Source organism: Variovorax sp. UC74_104 (assembly GCF_044055375.1).
GTDB lineage: Bacteria > Pseudomonadota > Gammaproteobacteria > Burkholderiales > Burkholderiaceae_C > Variovorax.
In genome coordinates this window covers 5,584,599-5,600,416 of record NZ_CP171978.1, presented here as the reverse complement: position 1 = coordinate 5,600,416, position 15,818 = coordinate 5,584,599, and the positions used below count along the sequence as shown (strand labels likewise).

The following is a 15,818-nucleotide window of genomic DNA, read 5'->3' as shown; positions in this document are numbered from 1 at the left end:
CGAACCATGCTGACAGTCAAGAACATCCACCAGTACTACGGCGGCTCCCACATCCTCAGAGACGTGAGCTTCGAGGCGAAGCTGGGCAAGGTCACCGTGCTGCTGGGCCGCAACGGCGTGGGCAAGACGACGTTGCTGAAATCGCTCATGGGCCTGGTGCCCATCAAGAGCGGCAGCATCGAGCTCGATGGCAAGCCGATCCACAAGGCCACGCCGTATGAGCGGGCCAGGGCCGGCATCGGCTTCGTGCCGCAGGGCCGCGAGATCTTCGCGCGGCTCACGGTCGAGGAGAACCTGCGCATGGGCCTGGCCTACAAGAGCGGCGGCACGCCCATCCCGGCGGAGCTGTACGAGCTGTTCCCGGTGCTCAAGCAGATGATGAACAGGAGGGGCGGCGACCTCTCCGGCGGCCAGCAGCAGCAGCTGGCCATCGCCCGGGCGCTGGCGCCCAAGCCGCGCCTGCTGATCCTCGACGAGCCCACCGAGGGCATCCAGCCCAGCATCATCAAGGACATCGGCCGCGTCATCCGCATGCTGGCCGACCGGGGCGACATGGCCATCGTGCTGTGCGAGCAGTACTACGACTTCGCCCAGGAGCTGGCGGACGACTACCTCGTGATGGAGCGCGGCGAGGTCATCGCGCGCGGCCTCGGCAAGGACATGGAAGCGCAGGGCGTGCGGCAGCTGGTGGCCATCTGAGCCCACGGGCGAGGCCTTCGCGGCCCTGCCAGTACAAGGTCTTCGGCATCTGCGTATCGGGCGGTTTCAGGGTTTACCCTAAAATCGTGCCTTGCCCGCTGCCGCCGGGCACCCCTCCCAGGAGCCTGGCCTTGAACGCCTCCCCCACCCGCGCAGGACAGCGCGGTCACAGACATTTCTTCCTTCACGCTGCCGTCGGGCGCGCCCGCCAACTTCCTTCGCGCGGTGCTCGCGCTCGGCGTCGGCGGCTTCGCCATCGGCACCGGCGAGTTCGTCATCATGGGCCTGCTGCCCGAGGTGGCGAAGGACATCGGCGTGAGCATCCCGCAGGCCGGCCATGTCATCAGCGCTTATGCGATCGGCGTGGTCATCGGTGCTCCGGTGCTCGCGGTGCTGGCCGCCGGCTGGCGCCGCCGCGCGCTGCTGATCGCGCTCATGGCCGTGTTCGCGGCCGGCAACTTCGCCAGCGCCATCGCGCCCAATTACCTGCTGCTGAACCTGCTGCGCTTCGCCGCCGGCCTGCCGCACGGCACCTACTTCGGCGTGGCCGCGCTGGTGGCCGCCACGCTGGCGCCGCCAGGCCGCCGCGCGCGTGCCGTGGGGCTCGTGATGCTGGGGCTCACCGGCGCCACGCTGGTGGGGGTGCCCATCGCGGCGTGGCTGGGCCAGTTCTTCGGCTGGCGTGCGGCCTTCGTGTTCGTGGGCCTCATCGCGCTGGTGGCCATCGCGCTGCTTCGCCGCGACATCCCCGACATGGCACCGGCCGCCGGCGCCAGCCCTTGGCGCGAGCTCGGCGCGCTCAAGCGCAAGCAGGTGTGGTTCACGCTCGGCATCGCCGCCATCGGCTTCGGCGGCATGTTCTCGGTGTTCAGCTACATCAAGCCCACGCTGATCGAAGTGGCCGGCATGCCGGTGGGCGGCGTGCCCATCGTGCTCGCGCTCTTCGGCCTCGGCATGGTGGTGGGCAACCTCGTGGGCTCGCGGCTGGCCGACAAGTCGGTGATGCGCACCATCGGCGGCGTGATGGTCTACGCGGCGCTGGTGCTGGCGGTGTTCACCTTCGCGGCCCACAACGTGGTCGCGGCTGCAATCAACGTGTTCCTCATCGGTACCACCGTGGCTATCGGCCCGGCGCTGCAGATCCGGCTGATGGACGTGGCGGGCGACGCGCAGACGCTCGCCGCTGCGCTCAACCACTCGGCGTTCAACATGGCGAACGCGCTGGGCGCATGGCTCGGCGGTGTCGCGATCGCGGCAGGCCTGGGCTGGACTTCGACCGGCTGGGTCGGCGCGCTGCTGGCGCTGGCGGGGCTCGGCATCTTCGGCTGGGCGGTGGCGAGTGCGCGTGCCGCTGCACGCCGGCCGGCAGCCGTCGCCTGCTGAGCCGCTACTTCGGCGAAGGCGCCGGCGCGGTTCGCTCGCGCAGCAGAACTGCGAAGTTCTGCAGCTCCGTCGCATTGAGATCCGACACCGCCCAGGCCTGCATGCCGCCCTGGGCCCAGTGCACGAGCTGGTAGCCCTGCCGCGCCGAAGCCACCGGCGCCTGCGCTCTTGTATCGGGTGCCGGCCATACGAACAGGTTGATCACGTGCGGCCCCGAGCGGTAGACCAGCGCTGCCACGGTGCGCCCGTCCAGGTAGTCGAGTCGTCCGCCCGCAAGCGCAAAGCCCTCCGTGGCGAGGTCGACCACCGGCGGTGAGAAGTTGAGTTTGCCGGCGAACCAGGGCTTGACCGTGTGATGGTCGGACGAGGCTACGTCGGCCAGGTGCGATGCCATCAGCGAGCGCACATGGTTCGCGGTGACGCCTTCGGCGAGCACGTCGGCAGGCGGCGCCGGTGTCGCCAGCAACACGAGCGCTAGGCCCCAGGCCGTGGCGGCACCGGTGCCGAACCATGCCAGCCCCTGCCACAGCCCGCGGCCTTGTCGCGCGGGAGCGGGCGTCGGCGCCGGCGCGGCGGCTTCTTCCGTGCGGACCGCATTCGCGATGCGCGCCGCCAGGCCCTCGGGCGGCATGTGCCGCACGGCGTGGCGCCGGATCAGCGTTCCCAGTTCCTCGTCAGACATTGACATGGCGTGTCCTTCCTCCCGCATCGCCGGGACGTTCGTCGCGCAGGCTCTCGCGCAGCATCGCCCGCGCGCGCGACAGCCGCGACATGACGGTGCCCAGCGGCACGCCCGCGATGCGTGCGATGTCCTCGTAGCGCAGTTCCTCCAGCTCGCGCAGCACGATCACCTCGCGGTACACCGGCGGCAGCGCGTCGATGGCGGCGTTGACGCGCTCGCCCTGCACACGCTGCTCCCACTGCCGCGCCGGATCGCCGGCTTCGGGCGAGGAGGGCGCTGAAACCGCCTCGCTGTCTCGCAACTCGTCGAACTCCACCTGGTCGGCCAGCTGCCGGTTCTGCCGCATCCAGTCGTAGCAGGCGTTGCGCACGATGCCCAGCAGCCACGGCCGCGCGCTCTCGCCGCGCAAGCCCTCGAAGAAGCGGAACGCGCGCAGGTAGGCCTCCTGCACCGCGTCGTCGGCCAGCTGGTCGTCGCGCAGCAGCCAGCGCGCGAGGTTCCATGCCGCATCGAGATGCGGCAGCGCGGCGGCTTCGAACTGGCGTGTGCGGTCGGTCGACAGGCTCAAGTGCTCCTTCTTCCTGCATGACGTGGCAGTCCGGCGTTTTATTCCAGCTCTTTCCGATTTTTCTTTTTGCGCCGCTGGAATAAGCAGGGCATGCCATGCGTCATGCCCTCTGCGGATTCTGCTTCTTCTTTCTTCTTCCAGGAGATCTTCAACATGATCGCCATGCCCGGCTTCGCACGCATCCTCGTCATCTTCGCGGCCCTGGCGGCCTCGGCCGGCCCGTCGCTCGCCGCGGGTCCCAAGGCCTATGTCGGCAACTTCAAGGACAGCACGGTCAGCGTGATCGACACTGCTTCCGAGCGCGTCGTGGCCACGCTGCCGGTGGCGGCGGGGCCCGACGGCATCGTCCTCACGCCCGATGGCCGCAGCGTGTTCGTCAGCGGCTCCGGCGCCGCCGCCGTGAGCGAGATCGACACCGCGGGCGACCGCGTGACTCGCGCCATCGATGTGGGCAAGGGCCCGCAGGGCTTGGCCATGACGGCCGACGGCAAGTGGCTGCTGGTGGCCGTCAACGGCGACGACCGCGTGGCCTTCGTCGACACCTCCGCCCATGGCGTGAGCGCCACCGTGCCGGTGCCCAAGCCGCACACCATCGCCATCCGGCCGGACGGGCGGCAGGCGTACGTCGCGTCGCAGGAGCCAGGGCACTTCGCGCTGGTAGTCATCGACATGGCGACGCGCGCCGTGGTCACGCAGATCCCGCTCGACAAGCCGCCGCGCGACCTCGAGTTCAGCCATGACGGCAAGGCGCTCTACCTCACGCTGGCCGGCCTTGCGGCCGTGCAGGTGCTCGATCCGGCCAACAACCAGTGGGGCGCGCCGGTTCCCACGGGCGTGTCGCCGCACATCGCGCAGCACTTCGCGGGCATGGCCAGCGGCGTGGTGGTGGTGCAGGGGCCCGGCGAAGTCATGCTGTTCGACCCCGCCGCGCGTACGGCCGTGCGCAGCATCCCCGTGGGCAAGCAGCCGCACTGGCTCGACCTGTCTGCGGACGGCAGGAAGCTCTGGGTGAGCAACGAAGGCTCCAACGACGTCAGCGTAGTCGACCTCGCGGGCGGGCCGATGCACACGGTGCAGGTGGGCAATGCGCCGCGCAAGATCGCGCTGCAGCGCACGGCGGCCACCGCTGCTTCGCCTGCAGCGTCTGCGGACGGCGCGCACGCCGGCGGCTCGGCGCACGTGACCATCCGCAACTTCGCCTTCGAGCCCGCGCAGATCACCGTCAAGGCCGGCCAGCGCGTGAGCTGGCAGAACGACGACGGCGCGCCGCACGGCCTGGCCTTCAAGGACGGCTCGGCGGGCATCGACCTGCTGCTGCCTGGCAAGGCCTTCGCCCGCGTCTTCGACAAGCCGGGGGTGTACGACTACGTCTGCTCGGTGCATTCGTACATGACCGCGCGGGTCACGGTGGTGGGGCCGTAGTCGGGTTCACGCCATCGACCTGCGCGCCGCCCGATTGACAGGAGCGAGCGAAGCGCACGACATTGCGCCGGATGAAGGAAGAAAGACTCTCGCGCCGCCGCCTGTTGTGCGGCGGCCTCGCGGCCGCATCGCTGGGCCATCCGTTCTTGCTGCTGAATGCGCAGCCGTCTGGTACGACATGGGGCGACCGCTATCCATTCACGCTGGGCGTGGCCTCCGGCGTGCCGCGCGCCGACGGCTTCGTGCTCTGGACGCGGCTCGCGCCCGAGCCGCTGCATGGCGGCGGCATGGGCGATGCGCCCGTCGACGTGAACTGGGAGGTCGCCGACGACGAGGGCTTCAGGCGCATCGTCGCCAAGGGCAGGGCCGTCGCGACGGCGGAGCTCGCGCATTCGGTGCACGTCGAGGTGCAGGGCCTGTCGCAGGCGCGCTGGTACTGGTACCGCTTCACGGCCGGCGGCGCGCGCAGCCCCGCCGGCCGCACGCGCACCACGCCGGCCGACGACGAAGCCCTGCAACAGCTGCGCTTCGCCTTCGCCTCCTGCCAGCACTACGAGCAGGGCTACTACGCCGCCTACCGCGACATGGCCGCGCAGCCGCTCGACTTCGTGGTGCATCTGGGCGACTACATCTACGAAAGCTCCCGCAAATCGCACCAGGTGCGCCGGCACGAGGGCGGCATTCCGACGCAGCTCGCCGAGTTCCGCGACCGCTACGCGCTCTACAAGGCCGATGCGCAACTGCAGGCCGCGCACGCCGCCTTCCCATGGCTCGTGACCTGGGACGACCACGAGGTGGCCAACGACTACACGAACGACGAGTCGCCGCGCACGGCCGACCCTGCGCAGTTCCTCGCGATCCGCGCCGCCGCCTACCAGGCCTGGTACGAGCACATGCCCGTGCCCGCCAGCATGCGTCCGCGCGGCCCCGATGCGCTCATCTACGGCCGCCACCGCTTCGGCCGCATGCTCGACCTGCTGCTGACCGATGGGCGCCAGTACCGCTCGCACCATGCATGCCTCTCAGGCCGCAGCGCCTCGCCGCTGGCCGACTGCGCCGACCGGCTCGCGCCCGGGCGCAGCCTCTTCGGCGCGCAGCAGGAGGCCTGGCTCGCCCGCGAACTCGCGGCGCCGCCCGCGCGCTGGACCGTGCTCGCCCAGCCCACGCTGCTGGCCGAGGCCGACCGCAAGCGCGGCCCCGAGCACGGCTACTGGATGGACGGCTGGGACGGCTATGCCGCGGCCCGCGCGCGCCTGCTCGACGCGCTGGCCGAGCACAAGTCGCGCGGCGGCAATGCGCTGGTCGCGAGCGGCGACGTGCACGCCTTCTGGGCCGCCGACCTGCGGCGCGGCGACGCGCAGCAGGGCCCGGTGGTCGCGACCGAGTTCGTCGGCGGCGCCATCACCTCCGAAGGGCCGAGTGCCGCCAACGTGGCGAACATGCTCACGAAGAACCCGCAACTGCGCTATGGCCGGGCCGACAGGCGCGGTTATGCGCTCGCCACGCTCGATGCGCGCGGCTGCACGGTCGAGTTCCGCGCGGTGGAAGACGAGAAGACGGCCGATTCGCCGGTCGGCACCATGGCGCGCTTCTCGGTCGAGCCCGGCGCGCCCGGCGTGCACGCCGAAGCCGGCTGAAACGCCCACCCGCCTGCAGGGTCGCGCGGCCGTGCCTATGATGGCCGCCGCCGCATCCTCCCCATCTCATTCATCCCTCACTGAAGCGAGAACCGAACACCATGAGCATTCCTTCCACCCGCCTGGGCCGCACCGGCCTCACCGTCTCCCGCCTCGCCCTCGGCACCATGACCTTCGGCCTGCAGACCGACGAGGCCGTGTCGCACCAGATCCTCGACAAGGCGGCCGAAGGCGGCATCAACTTCCTCGACACGGCAGACGTCTACCCGCTCGGCGGCACCATCGAGACGGCGGGCCGCACCGAGGAGATCATCGGCAACTGGCTCGAGAAGCAGGGCCCCGCGGGCCGCCGCCGTTTCGTGCTGGCGACCAAGGCCGTCAACAAGGTCGGCCCCAACAGCTGGGATCAGGGCGCATCGCGCAAGCACCTGCTGGACGCCATCGACGCGTCGCTCAAGCGGCTGAAGACCGACCACGTCGACCTCTACCAGCTGCACATGGACGACCGCGAGACGCCGCTCGAAGAGAGCCTGGAGGCGCTCGACACCATCGTGAAGTCGGGCCGCGCGCGCTACATCGGCGTGTCGAACTTCCTGGCCTACCGCCTGGCCCGCGCACTGGGCAAGTCCGACCTGCTGAGGCTCACGCGCTACGTGTCGGTGCAGCCGCGCTACAGCCTGCTGTTCCGCGAGATCGAGCGGGAGCTGCTGCCGCTGGCCGCAGAAGAGGGCCTGGGCGTGATCCCCTACAACCCGCTGGCCGGCGGCCTGCTCACCGGCAAGTACAAGCCCGGCGGCAAGCCCGAGGAGAACACCCGCTTCACCCTCGGCACCGCAGGCGGCATGTATCAAGACCGCTACTGGAACGAACGCAGCTTCAACACCGTCACGCAGCTGCACAAGCTCGCCGACGAAGCCGGCGTGCCGCTGGCCACGCTGGCCGTGGCCTGGGTGATGGCGAACCCGCTCATCACCGCGCCGCTGCTCGGCGCCAGCCGTCCCGACCAGCTCGATGCGACCATCGCGGCGGCTGAATACAAGCTCGATCCGGCGCTCAAGCAGAAGCTGGACGAGCTGACCGCCGAGTACCGCAAGGGCGACGCACCGCGCTGAGCGGTCTTTCTCCTTCCCCCGCTGGGGGAAGGTAGGGATGGGGGCGGGCCTCCGAACAGGCGCTGCGCTTTCTTGAGCGCCATCGTGCCCCCACCCCAACCCTCCCCCAGCGGGGGGAGGGAGGAAGACCGAAACTGTCAAAACTGTCAGTTAGTCGACAGCAAGGGGTTTGATGGGGGTGCCTAGAGTGCCCTCATCATGGCCTTTCCCGACGTATCTCCCCTCCCGCGCGCAGCCCTCGCGCTGGCCGTCTTGCTCCTCGCGGGCTGCGCCGTCGGCCCCGATTACGTCCGCCCGCAGCTGGACGTTCCCGCCGCCTTCAAGGAAACCGGCGGCCCCTGGAAGACCGCCGCCCCACAGACCATCGACGCCGACCATCCCTGGTGGGACGCCTTCGGCGACAGCACGCTCAGCGCGTTGATCGTGCAGGCCAATGCGGCCAACCAGAACATCCGCGTGGCCGAGGCGCAGTACCGCCAGGCGCAGGCGCTGGCCTCCGCGGCACGTGCGGGCTTCTTTCCCTCTGTGGGCCTCAACGCCGGCGCCACGCGCGCCCAGACCAACAACACCGGCACCGTCAAGCTCGGCACCACCGACACCCTGGGCCTCGCCGCGAGCTGGGAGCCCGACATCTGGGGTGCGGTGCGCCGCTCGGTCGAGGCCGGCAATGCCGGCGCGCAGGCCAGCGCGGACGACCTGGCCGGCGCGCGGCTCAGCATCCAGACCACGCTGGCGCAGGACTACCTGCAGATCCGCGTGATCGACCTGCAGCGCGACCTGTACGCCAGCACCACCGCCGCCTACGCCAAGGCGCTCGAGCTCACGCAGCACCAGTACGCCGCCGGCACCGTGCTGCGCTCCGACGTGGCGCTGGCCGAGAGCCAGCTCAAGACCGCGCAGGCGCAGGCGGTCGATCTCGAGGCCCAGCGCAGCCAGCTCGAACACGCCATTGCAGTGCTGACCGGCCAGGCGCCTGCATCGTTCTCGCTGCCGCCGCTCGAAACACCGTCGAACCCGCCGACCGCCGAATCGCTCTCGTCCGCCACCGCGCTGCACCTGCAGTTGCCCGTGACGCCCGCCGGCCTGCCTTCGGAGCTGCTGGAGCGCCGCCCCGACATCGCCGGCGCAGAGCGCCGTGTGCAGGCCGCCAACGCCAACATCGGCGTCGCCAAGGCCGCCTACTACCCGCAGATCGTGCTCAGCGCGAGCGGCGGCTTCAGCGCGGCCACGCTGGGCACGCTGTTCAACACGCCCAGCCGCGTGTGGTCGCTGGGCGCGGCGCTGGCGCAGACCGTGTTCGACGGCGGCCTGCGCAAGGCCCACACCGACCAGGCGGTGGCTGCCTACGACGCATCGGTCGCGCAATACAAGCAGACCGTGCTCGCTGGCTTCCAGCAGGTGGAAGACAACCTCGCCACCCTGCGTGTGCTCGACAACGAATCGGCGCTGCAGGCCGATGCGGTGCGCGCCGCGCAGCTCGCCGAGCGCTTGGCGCTGAGCCAGTACCGCGCCGGCACCGCCACCTACCTCAGCGTGGTGACGGCGCAGACGCTCTCGCTCACCAACCAGCGCACGGCCGCGCAGGTGCTCGGCCGCCGGCTGGCGGCCAGCGTTTCGCTGATCGCTGCCACGGGCGGCGGCTGGAGCACCGCCGCAGATGCCGCACCGAAGACTTCCGGGAATTGATGCCATGACGACGACCGCAGAAACCACCACGCCTTCCTTGTTCCAGAGACGCTCCACCTGGCTCGCTACCGCCACCCTGGTGCTCGTGCTCGGCGGCGGCGCATGGGCGCTGACCCACCACGCGGCCAACGCAGCCAAGCCCGATGCGCCGAAGAGCCCGCCCGTGCAGGTGACCACCGCGCGCGTCACGCCGCAGACCGTGCAGGTCTACCGTTCGGGCATCGGTACCGTCGCGTCGATGGCGACCATCACCGTCAAGGCGCGCATCGACGGCCAGCTCGACAAGGTCGGCTTCGTGGAAGGGCAGGACGTGAAGGCCGGCCAGCTGCTCGCCCAGCTCGACCCGCGCACGCTGCAGGCCCAGCTCGCGCAGGCGCAGGCGACGCGGGCCAAGGACCAGGCCACGCTGATGAATGCCCGCGCCGACCTCAAGCGCTACACCACGCTGATCGCGCAAGACGCGGCTACGCAGCAGCAGGTCGATACGCAGAAGGCCCTGGTCAACCAGCTCGAAGCCGCCGTGCAGAACGACGCGGCCCAGGTGCAGTACGCCGAGGTGCAGCTGAGCTTCACGCGCATCACCTCGCCCATGAACGGCCGGGTGGGTGCGCGGCTGGTGGACCCGGGCAATATCGTCCATGCGGCCGATGCCAACGGCCTGGTCGTCATCAACCAGATCGATCCGATCGCCGTGCAGTTCACGCTGCCCGAAGAGGCCGTGCAGGACATCAACCGCGTGCAGCAGCAGAGCAGCCAGCCGCTCTCGGTGGTGGCCTACGACCGCAGCGGCACGCAGATGCTGGGCACCGGCAAGCTCATCTTGCTGAACAACCAGATCGACACCACCAGCGGCACTGTGCAGCTCAAGGGCAGCTTCGCCAATCCGCAGCACACGCTGTGGCCGGGCCAGTTCGTCAACGTGCGGCTGCAGCTCGACCGCCGGGCCGACTCGCTCACGCTGCCCGCCGCCGCGGTGCAGCGCGGCCAGGACAGCACCTACGTCTGGGCCGTCGATGCTGAGAACAAGGTCGCCAACGTGCCGGTGCATGTGGTGCAGATCGCCGACGGCACGGCCGTGATCGATCAGGGCCTGGAGGCCGGCCAGCGCGTGGTGATCGACGGGCAGTACAAGCTCAAGCCCGGCGCCACCATCGTCGAGCCGCCGCCAGCCGCCGCCGCGAAGAACGCCAACGGCAAGAAGGTTGCCAGCGGGAGCAGCAATTGAGCATCTCCGCCGCATTCATCAAGCGCCCCATCGGCACCACGCTGCTGGCGCTGGCCATCCTGCTGGTTGGCGCGGCGGTGTTTCCGCTGCTGCCGGTGGCGCCGCTGCCGCAGGTCGACTTTCCGACGATCCAGGTCTCGGCCAGCCTGCCGGGTGCAAGCCCGGAGACCATGGCCTCGAACGTGGCGCAGCCGCTGGAGCGGCAGTTCTCGCTGATCGCGGGCCTCTCGCAGATGACCTCCACCAGCGGCCTGGGCTCCACGCAGATCACGCTGCAGTTCGACCTCGACCGCAGCATCGACGCCGCCGCGCTCGACGTGCAGGCCGCCATCAACGCATCGACCGGCCAGCTGCCTGCCAACCTGCCGAGCCCGCCCACCTTCCGCAAGGTCAACCCGGCCGACTCGCCCATCCTCATCCTCGCGGTGCAGTCGAAGACGCTGCCGCTGACCGAGGTAAACGACTACGCCGACAACATCCTCGCGCAGCAGATCTCGCAGATATCGGGCGTGGGCCTCGTCAACATCGGCGGCGTGCAGAAGCCGGCAGTGCGGGTGCAGCTCGATCCGGCCAAGCTCGCGGCGCTGGGCCTGGGCCTGGAAGACGTGCGCACCGTGCTCTCATCGGCCACCGTCAACGCGCCCAAGGGCACCATCGACGGGCCCAACCAGAGCTTCACCGTTTACACCAATGACCAGCTGCTGAAGGCCAAGCCCTGGAACGACGTGGTGCTGGCCTACCGCAACGGCGCGCCCATCCGCGTGAGCGACCTGGGCGTGGCGGTGGACGGCCCCGAGAACGCCAAGATCGCCGGCTGGGCCTACGCTGGCGCCGCCGCGCCCGAGGGCAGCAGCGTGCAGAACGGCCGCTCCATCGTGCTGGCAATCACCAAGCAGCCGGGCGCCAACGTGATCGAAACGGTGGACCGCATCAACGCCGCGCTGCCACGGCTGAAGGCATCGATCCCGCCGACGGTGGAGGTCAACGCCATCATCGACCGCACCCAGACCATCCGCGCCTCGGTGAAGGACGTGGAGTTCACGCTGCTCTTGACCATCGCGCTGGTGGTGGCCGTGATCTTCGTGTTCCTGCGCAACGTGCCGGCCACGCTCATCCCGAGCGTGACGGTGCCGCTCGCGCTGCTGGGCACGGTGGCGGTGATGTACCTGCTGGGCTACAGCCTCGACAACCTCTCGCTCATGGCGCTGACTATCGCCGTCGGCTTCGTGGTGGACGACGCCATCGTGATGCTGGAGAACATCTACCGCTACGTGGAAGAGGGCATGTCGGCGGTCGAGGCCGCGTACAAGGGAGCGGGCGAGATCGGCTTCACCATCATCTCGATCTCGGTGTCGCTGGTGGCGGTGTTCATTCCGCTGCTGCTCATGGGCGGCATCGTGGGGCGGCTGTTCCGCGAGTTCGCGGTGACGGTCACGCTCACCATCGTGGTCAGCGTGGTGATCTCGCTCACGCTCACGCCCATGCTGTGCTCGCGCTTTCTGAAGAACGAGCACGGCAGCAAGCACGGGCGGCTCTACCAGCTCTTCGAGCGTGGCTTCGACGCCATGCTCGGCGCCTACAAGCGCGGACTGCACGTGGTGCTCGACCACCAGTTCATCACGCTCATGACCTTCATCGCCACGGTGGCGGCCACGGGCGTGCTGTTCGTGTTCATTCCCAAGGGCTTCTTCCCGCAGCAGGACACGGGCTTCATCTCGGGCTTCGCCGAATCGGCGCAGGACGCTTCCTTCGCGTCGATGAACGCCCGCATGGTCGAGCTGGCCGACGTGGTGCGCAAGGACCCGGACGTGACCGGCTTCGGCATGAACGGCAGCTCCTCCACCTACAACACCGGCAACTTCTACATCAGCCTGAAGCCCAAGGACGAGGGCCGTACCGCCACCGCCGACGAGATCATCGCGCGGCTGCGCCCGCAGCTGGCCAAGGTGCAGGGCGTGAACCTGTTCCTGCAGGCCGGACAGGACATCCGAGTGGGCGGCCGCGCATCACGCACCCAGTACCAGTACACGGTGACCGACGCCAACCTCGACGAGCTCAACACCTGGGCGCCGAAGCTGCTGGAGCGCTTCAAGCAGCTGCCCGAAATCACCGACCTGGCCACCGACCAGCAGAACGCCGCCGCCTCGGCCGTGCTCACCATCGACCGCGACCGCGCATCGAGCTTTGGCATCTCGCCGGCCACCATCGACGCCACGCTGTACGACGCCATCGGCCAGCGCCAGGTGGCGCAGTACTTCACCCAGCTCAACAGCTACCACGTGGTGCTGGAGGTGACGCCCGCACTGCAGCAAGACCCGGCGCTCTTCAGCAAGCTGTACCTGAACTCGCCCATCACCGGCCAGCAGGTGCCGCTGTCGACCTTCGTGAAGGTGGACACCAGCAAGACCGCCTACCTCTCGATCAGCCACCAGGGCCAGTTCCCGGCCGTGACCATCTCGTTCAACCTCGCGCCGGGCCACGCGCTGGGCGACGCGGTGAACGCCATCAACAAGGCACAGGCCGACATGGGGCTGCCGCAGTCGCTCACCGGCTCGTTCCAGGGCACGGCGCAGGCCTTCCAGGATTCGCTGGCCTCGCAGCCCTACCTGATCGCGGCGGCGCTGGTGGCGGTGTACATCGTGCTGGGCCTGCTTTATGAAAGCTACATACACCCGCTGACCATTCTCTCGACGCTGCCCTCGGCCGGCGTGGGCGCGCTGCTCATCTTGATGGCGGGCGGCTACGACCTGAGTGTGATCGCGCTGATCGGCATCATCCTGCTCATCGGCATCGTGAAGAAGAACGGCATCATGATGATCGACTTCGCGCTCAAGGCCGAGCGCGAGCAGGGCATGACGCCGCACGACGCCATCTACCAGGCCTGCCTGCTGCGCTTCCGCCCGATCATGATGACCACCATGTGCGCGTTGCTCTCGGGCCTGCCGCTGATGCTGGGCCACGGCTCCGGCTCCGAGCTGCGCCGGCCGCTGGGCTACGCGATGGTCGGCGGGCTGATACTCTCGCAGGCGCTCACCCTCTTCACGACCCCGGTGGTCTACCTGTACCTCGACCGCGCCCACTACTGGTACCTGCGCCGCAAGGAAGCGCGCAAGGCCCGCAAGGCAGCGAAGCAAGGCAAGGCCCCCGTGCCCGCCGAGGTGCACGGATGAACACCGGCTGAGATCGCGGGGGTGGAGACAAAGACAAGAGGGCAGAAAGCGCCATGAAGATCCTGATAGTCGAAGACGAACTGAGAACCGCGGACTACCTCTCCAAGGGGCTGACCGAGCAGGGCTGCGCCGTCGACATGGCACACAACGGCATCGACGGCCAGCACCTCGCGCTCACGCACGACTACGACGTGATCGTGCTCGACGTGATGCTGCCTGGGCAGGACGGCTTCTCGGTACTGCGCGCGCTGCGCGCCGTGAAGCAGACGCCGGTCATCATGCTGACCGCGCGCGACCGCGTCGAAGACCGCATCAAGGGCCTGCACGAAGGGGCCGACGACTACCTCGTCAAGCCCTTCTCCTTTCTCGAGCTGCTGGCGCGGCTGCAGGCGCTCAACCGCCGCGGCCGCAAGCAGGAGCCGATGCAGCTGCGCATTGCAGACCTGCAGATCGACCTGCTGGCGCGCAAGGCCTTCAGAGGCAGCACCCGCATCGACCTCACCGCCAAGGAGTTCGCGCTGCTGGCCGTGCTGGCGCGCCGCCAGGGCGAGATCCTCTCGAAGACCGCCATCGCCGAGCTGGTGTGGGACATGAACTTCGACAGCAACACCAACGTGGTCGAGGTGGCCATCAAGCGGCTGCGCGACAAGATCGACGCGCCCTTCAGCCCCAAGCTGCTGCACACCATCCGGGGCATGGGCTATGTGATGGAACTGCGCGAGGGAGCAGGGGAGGGCGCAGCCCCGTGAAGCGCTCCATCACCGCGCGGCTGGTGCTGATGTTCGCGGCGGTGGCGCTCGCGACCTTCGCGCTGGCCGGCTTCGCGCTGCACAACGTGCTGGCGCGCGAGCTGGAGCGGCATCAGTACGAGGAGCTCGACACCACCCTCAAGAGCCTGCAGTTCTGGATCAAGGCCATCGGCAGCCCCGAGCGCTGGCCGCGCGTGCAGGCGCGCATGGACGCGCTCACGCCCGAGGACGGCAGCGTGCGCTTCTGGGTTCTCAGCGACGACCCGCGCTTCCAGTACGGCAAGGGCCTGGCCGAGATCGACGGCCTCACGCGCCAGGCCAACGGACACACCAGCGTGATCGAGCTGCCAGGGCAGGAGCGGCCCTTCCGTACCCTGTCGGTGCACATCGATCCCTACGAGCAGCGTCCGGCCGTGCGGCTCATCGTCGGGCGCAACACCGAGCCCTATGCGCGCACGCGCCGGAACTTCCTGACCGCGCTGGTCGGGCTCGGGCTGTGCGCGGTGCTGGTGGTGGCCGCGGCGGGCTACTGGATCGCGCAGCTGGGGCTGCGGCCGCTGGAGCGGCTGTCGAGGGAGGCACAGGCGCTGCGGCCCAAGACGCTTTCGCAGCGGCTGCAGGTGGAGCGTCTGCCGGTCGAACTCTCGGCGCTGGCCGAAGCGTTCAACGGCGCGCTGAGCCGGCTGGAGGAGGCTTACGGCCAGCTCGAAGCCTTCAACGCCGACGTGGCGCACGAGCTGCGCACGCCGCTGGCCAACCTCATCGGCAGCACGCAGGTGGCGCTGTCGCGCCAGCGCAGCGCGGGCGAGTTCCAGGAGGTGCTGCAGGCCAATCTCGAAGACCTGGAGCGGGTGCGCTCCATCGTCAACGACATGCTCTTTCTCGCGCGCGCCGACCGCGGCGAGGTGGCGACCGGGCTGGTGCTCACGCCCGTGGCGCTGGAGGTGCGCAAGACCATCGAGTTCTTCGAGTTCGTGCTCGACGAGACGCGTGCCCAGGTCGTCATCGAGGGCGACGTGCAGGCCGAGGCCCGGCTGGAGAGCGCGCTCTTCCGCCGCGCGATGTCGAACCTGCTGCAGAACGCCATCGAGCACTCGAAGCCCGGCGCGCAGATCGCCGTGAGGCTGCGCGAGGAAGCCGCCGCCACCTGGATCACCGTGTCGAATCCCGGCGAGCCCATCGACGCGCAGCATCTGCAGCATTTGTTCGACCGGTTCTACCGCGTCGACGAGGCGCGCAACGACGGGGGCGAGCACCACGGCCATGGGTTGGGCCTGGCCATCGTGAAGGCGGTGGCGAGCATGCATGGCGGGCAGGTCTCTGCATCGAGCGAAGGGGGCCTGAATACCTTCGGCTTCAGCGTAGCGCGCTCCCCCGAGAAAGCCACCGGCTGACGATGGCTGAAGGCGCCAGGCAATGGCCTGTGCCCGGTACGTTCTTGGGCCATGCCGGAGAATCGCTGCCGGCATGAACAGCACGCAACCA

The 15,818-nt window shown here is 69.3% G+C and carries 13 protein-coding genes; 10 read left to right on the top strand and 3 right to left on the bottom strand.

Annotated elements, in window-relative coordinates:
* The first annotated feature begins 6 nt into the window (after positions 1-6).
* Positions 7-699 carry an urea ABC transporter ATP-binding subunit UrtE gene (gene urtE, locus ACHMXA_RS26205; protein ID WP_395316924.1) on the top strand — a complete coding sequence of 231 codons (693 nt, stop codon included), beginning with the start codon at positions 7-9 and terminating at the stop codon, positions 697-699.
* Positions 700-873: 174 nt separating this feature from the next.
* The gene (locus ACHMXA_RS26200; RefSeq protein WP_395321377.1) at positions 874-2,082 is read left to right on the top strand and encodes an MFS transporter; all 1,209 of its coding nucleotides are present in this window, start codon (positions 874-876) and stop codon (positions 2,080-2,082) included.
* 4 nt (positions 2,083-2,086) lie between these two features.
* On the opposite strand, the gene ACHMXA_RS26195 is transcribed toward ACHMXA_RS26200, so the two are convergent.
* The 3 genes from ACHMXA_RS26195 to ACHMXA_RS26185 are packed head-to-tail and all read right to left on the bottom strand — an operon-like array spanning position 2,087 to position 3,496.
* On the bottom strand, positions 2,087-2,770 hold the full coding sequence (locus ACHMXA_RS26195; RefSeq protein WP_395316923.1) for an anti-sigma factor family protein: 684 nt from the start codon (positions 2,768-2,770) through the stop codon (positions 2,087-2,089).
* Positions 2,757-3,332, bottom strand: coding sequence for a sigma-70 family RNA polymerase sigma factor (locus tag ACHMXA_RS26190; protein WP_395316922.1), 576 nt, complete (start codon positions 3,330-3,332; stop codon positions 2,757-2,759). Before ACHMXA_RS26190 ends, ACHMXA_RS26195 begins: the two co-directional genes overlap by 14 nt.
* Positions 3,333-3,370: 38 nt before the next feature.
* Positions 3,371-3,496: a hypothetical protein gene (locus ACHMXA_RS26185; RefSeq protein ID WP_395316921.1), complete on the bottom strand. Its 126-nt coding sequence runs from the start codon at positions 3,494-3,496 to the stop codon at positions 3,371-3,373.
* Here ACHMXA_RS26185 and ACHMXA_RS26180 point away from each other — a divergent pair.
* The 8 genes from ACHMXA_RS26180 (at position 3,486) to ACHMXA_RS26145 (ending at position 15,727) form a co-directional block, all read left to right on the top strand.
* The gene (locus ACHMXA_RS26180; RefSeq protein WP_395316920.1) at positions 3,486-4,754 is read left to right on the top strand and encodes a plastocyanin/azurin family copper-binding protein; all 1,269 of its coding nucleotides are present in this window, start codon (positions 3,486-3,488) and stop codon (positions 4,752-4,754) included. The genes ACHMXA_RS26185 and ACHMXA_RS26180 overlap by 11 nt on opposite strands.
* A gap of 71 nt (positions 4,755-4,825) precedes the next feature.
* Positions 4,826-6,391, top strand: coding sequence for an alkaline phosphatase D family protein (locus ACHMXA_RS26175; protein ID WP_395316919.1), 1,566 nt, complete (start codon positions 4,826-4,828; stop codon positions 6,389-6,391).
* A 101-nt stretch (positions 6,392-6,492) separates the two neighbouring features.
* The gene (locus tag ACHMXA_RS26170) at positions 6,493-7,503 is read left to right on the top strand and encodes an aldo/keto reductase (protein ID WP_395316918.1); all 1,011 of its coding nucleotides are present in this window, start codon (positions 6,493-6,495) and stop codon (positions 7,501-7,503) included.
* Between the two features lie 198 nt (positions 7,504-7,701).
* Complete coding sequence (locus tag ACHMXA_RS26165) at positions 7,702-9,189, top strand: efflux transporter outer membrane subunit (RefSeq protein ID WP_395316917.1); 1,488 nt, start codon at positions 7,702-7,704, stop codon at positions 9,187-9,189.
* Positions 9,190-9,193: 4 nt separating this feature from the next.
* On the top strand, positions 9,194-10,414 hold the full coding sequence (locus ACHMXA_RS26160; protein WP_395316916.1) for an efflux RND transporter periplasmic adaptor subunit: 1,221 nt from the start codon (positions 9,194-9,196) through the stop codon (positions 10,412-10,414).
* Entirely contained in the window at positions 10,411-13,584 is a 3,174-nt protein-coding gene (locus ACHMXA_RS26155) for an efflux RND transporter permease subunit (RefSeq protein WP_395316915.1), read from the top strand. Before ACHMXA_RS26160 ends, ACHMXA_RS26155 begins: the two co-directional genes overlap by 4 nt.
* A gap of 53 nt (positions 13,585-13,637) precedes the next feature.
* Entirely contained in the window at positions 13,638-14,333 is a 696-nt protein-coding gene (locus ACHMXA_RS26150) for a heavy metal response regulator transcription factor (RefSeq protein WP_395316914.1), read from the top strand.
* Positions 14,330-15,727, top strand: a complete 1,398-nt coding sequence (locus tag ACHMXA_RS26145) for a heavy metal sensor histidine kinase (RefSeq protein ID WP_395316913.1) — start codon at positions 14,330-14,332, stop codon at positions 15,725-15,727. The genes ACHMXA_RS26150 and ACHMXA_RS26145 overlap by 4 nt, the downstream gene beginning before the upstream one ends.
* Positions 15,728-15,818 lie beyond the last annotated feature (91 nt).

Excerpts from the sequence above, each read along its gene's own strand:
- urtE (WP_395316924.1), top strand. The coding sequence starts at position 7 with ATGCTGACAGTCAAGAACATCCACCAGTACTACGGCGGCTCCCACATC.
- ACHMXA_RS26195 (WP_395316923.1), bottom strand. The coding sequence starts at position 2,770 with ATGTCAATGTCTGACGAGGAACTGGGAACGCTGATCCGGCGCCACGCC.
- ACHMXA_RS26180 (WP_395316920.1), top strand. The coding sequence starts at position 3,486 with ATGATCGCCATGCCCGGCTTCGCACGCATCCTCGTCATCTTCGCGGCC.
- ACHMXA_RS26185 (WP_395316921.1), bottom strand. The coding sequence starts at position 3,496 with ATGGCGATCATGTTGAAGATCTCCTGGAAGAAGAAAGAAGAAGCAGAA.
- ACHMXA_RS26175 (WP_395316919.1), top strand. The coding sequence starts at position 4,826 with ATGAAGGAAGAAAGACTCTCGCGCCGCCGCCTGTTGTGCGGCGGCCTC.
- ACHMXA_RS26170 (WP_395316918.1), top strand. The coding sequence starts at position 6,493 with ATGAGCATTCCTTCCACCCGCCTGGGCCGCACCGGCCTCACCGTCTCC.
- ACHMXA_RS26165 (WP_395316917.1), top strand. The coding sequence starts at position 7,702 with ATGGCCTTTCCCGACGTATCTCCCCTCCCGCGCGCAGCCCTCGCGCTG.
- ACHMXA_RS26160 (WP_395316916.1), top strand. The coding sequence starts at position 9,194 with ATGACGACGACCGCAGAAACCACCACGCCTTCCTTGTTCCAGAGACGC.
- ACHMXA_RS26150 (WP_395316914.1), top strand. The coding sequence starts at position 13,638 with ATGAAGATCCTGATAGTCGAAGACGAACTGAGAACCGCGGACTACCTC.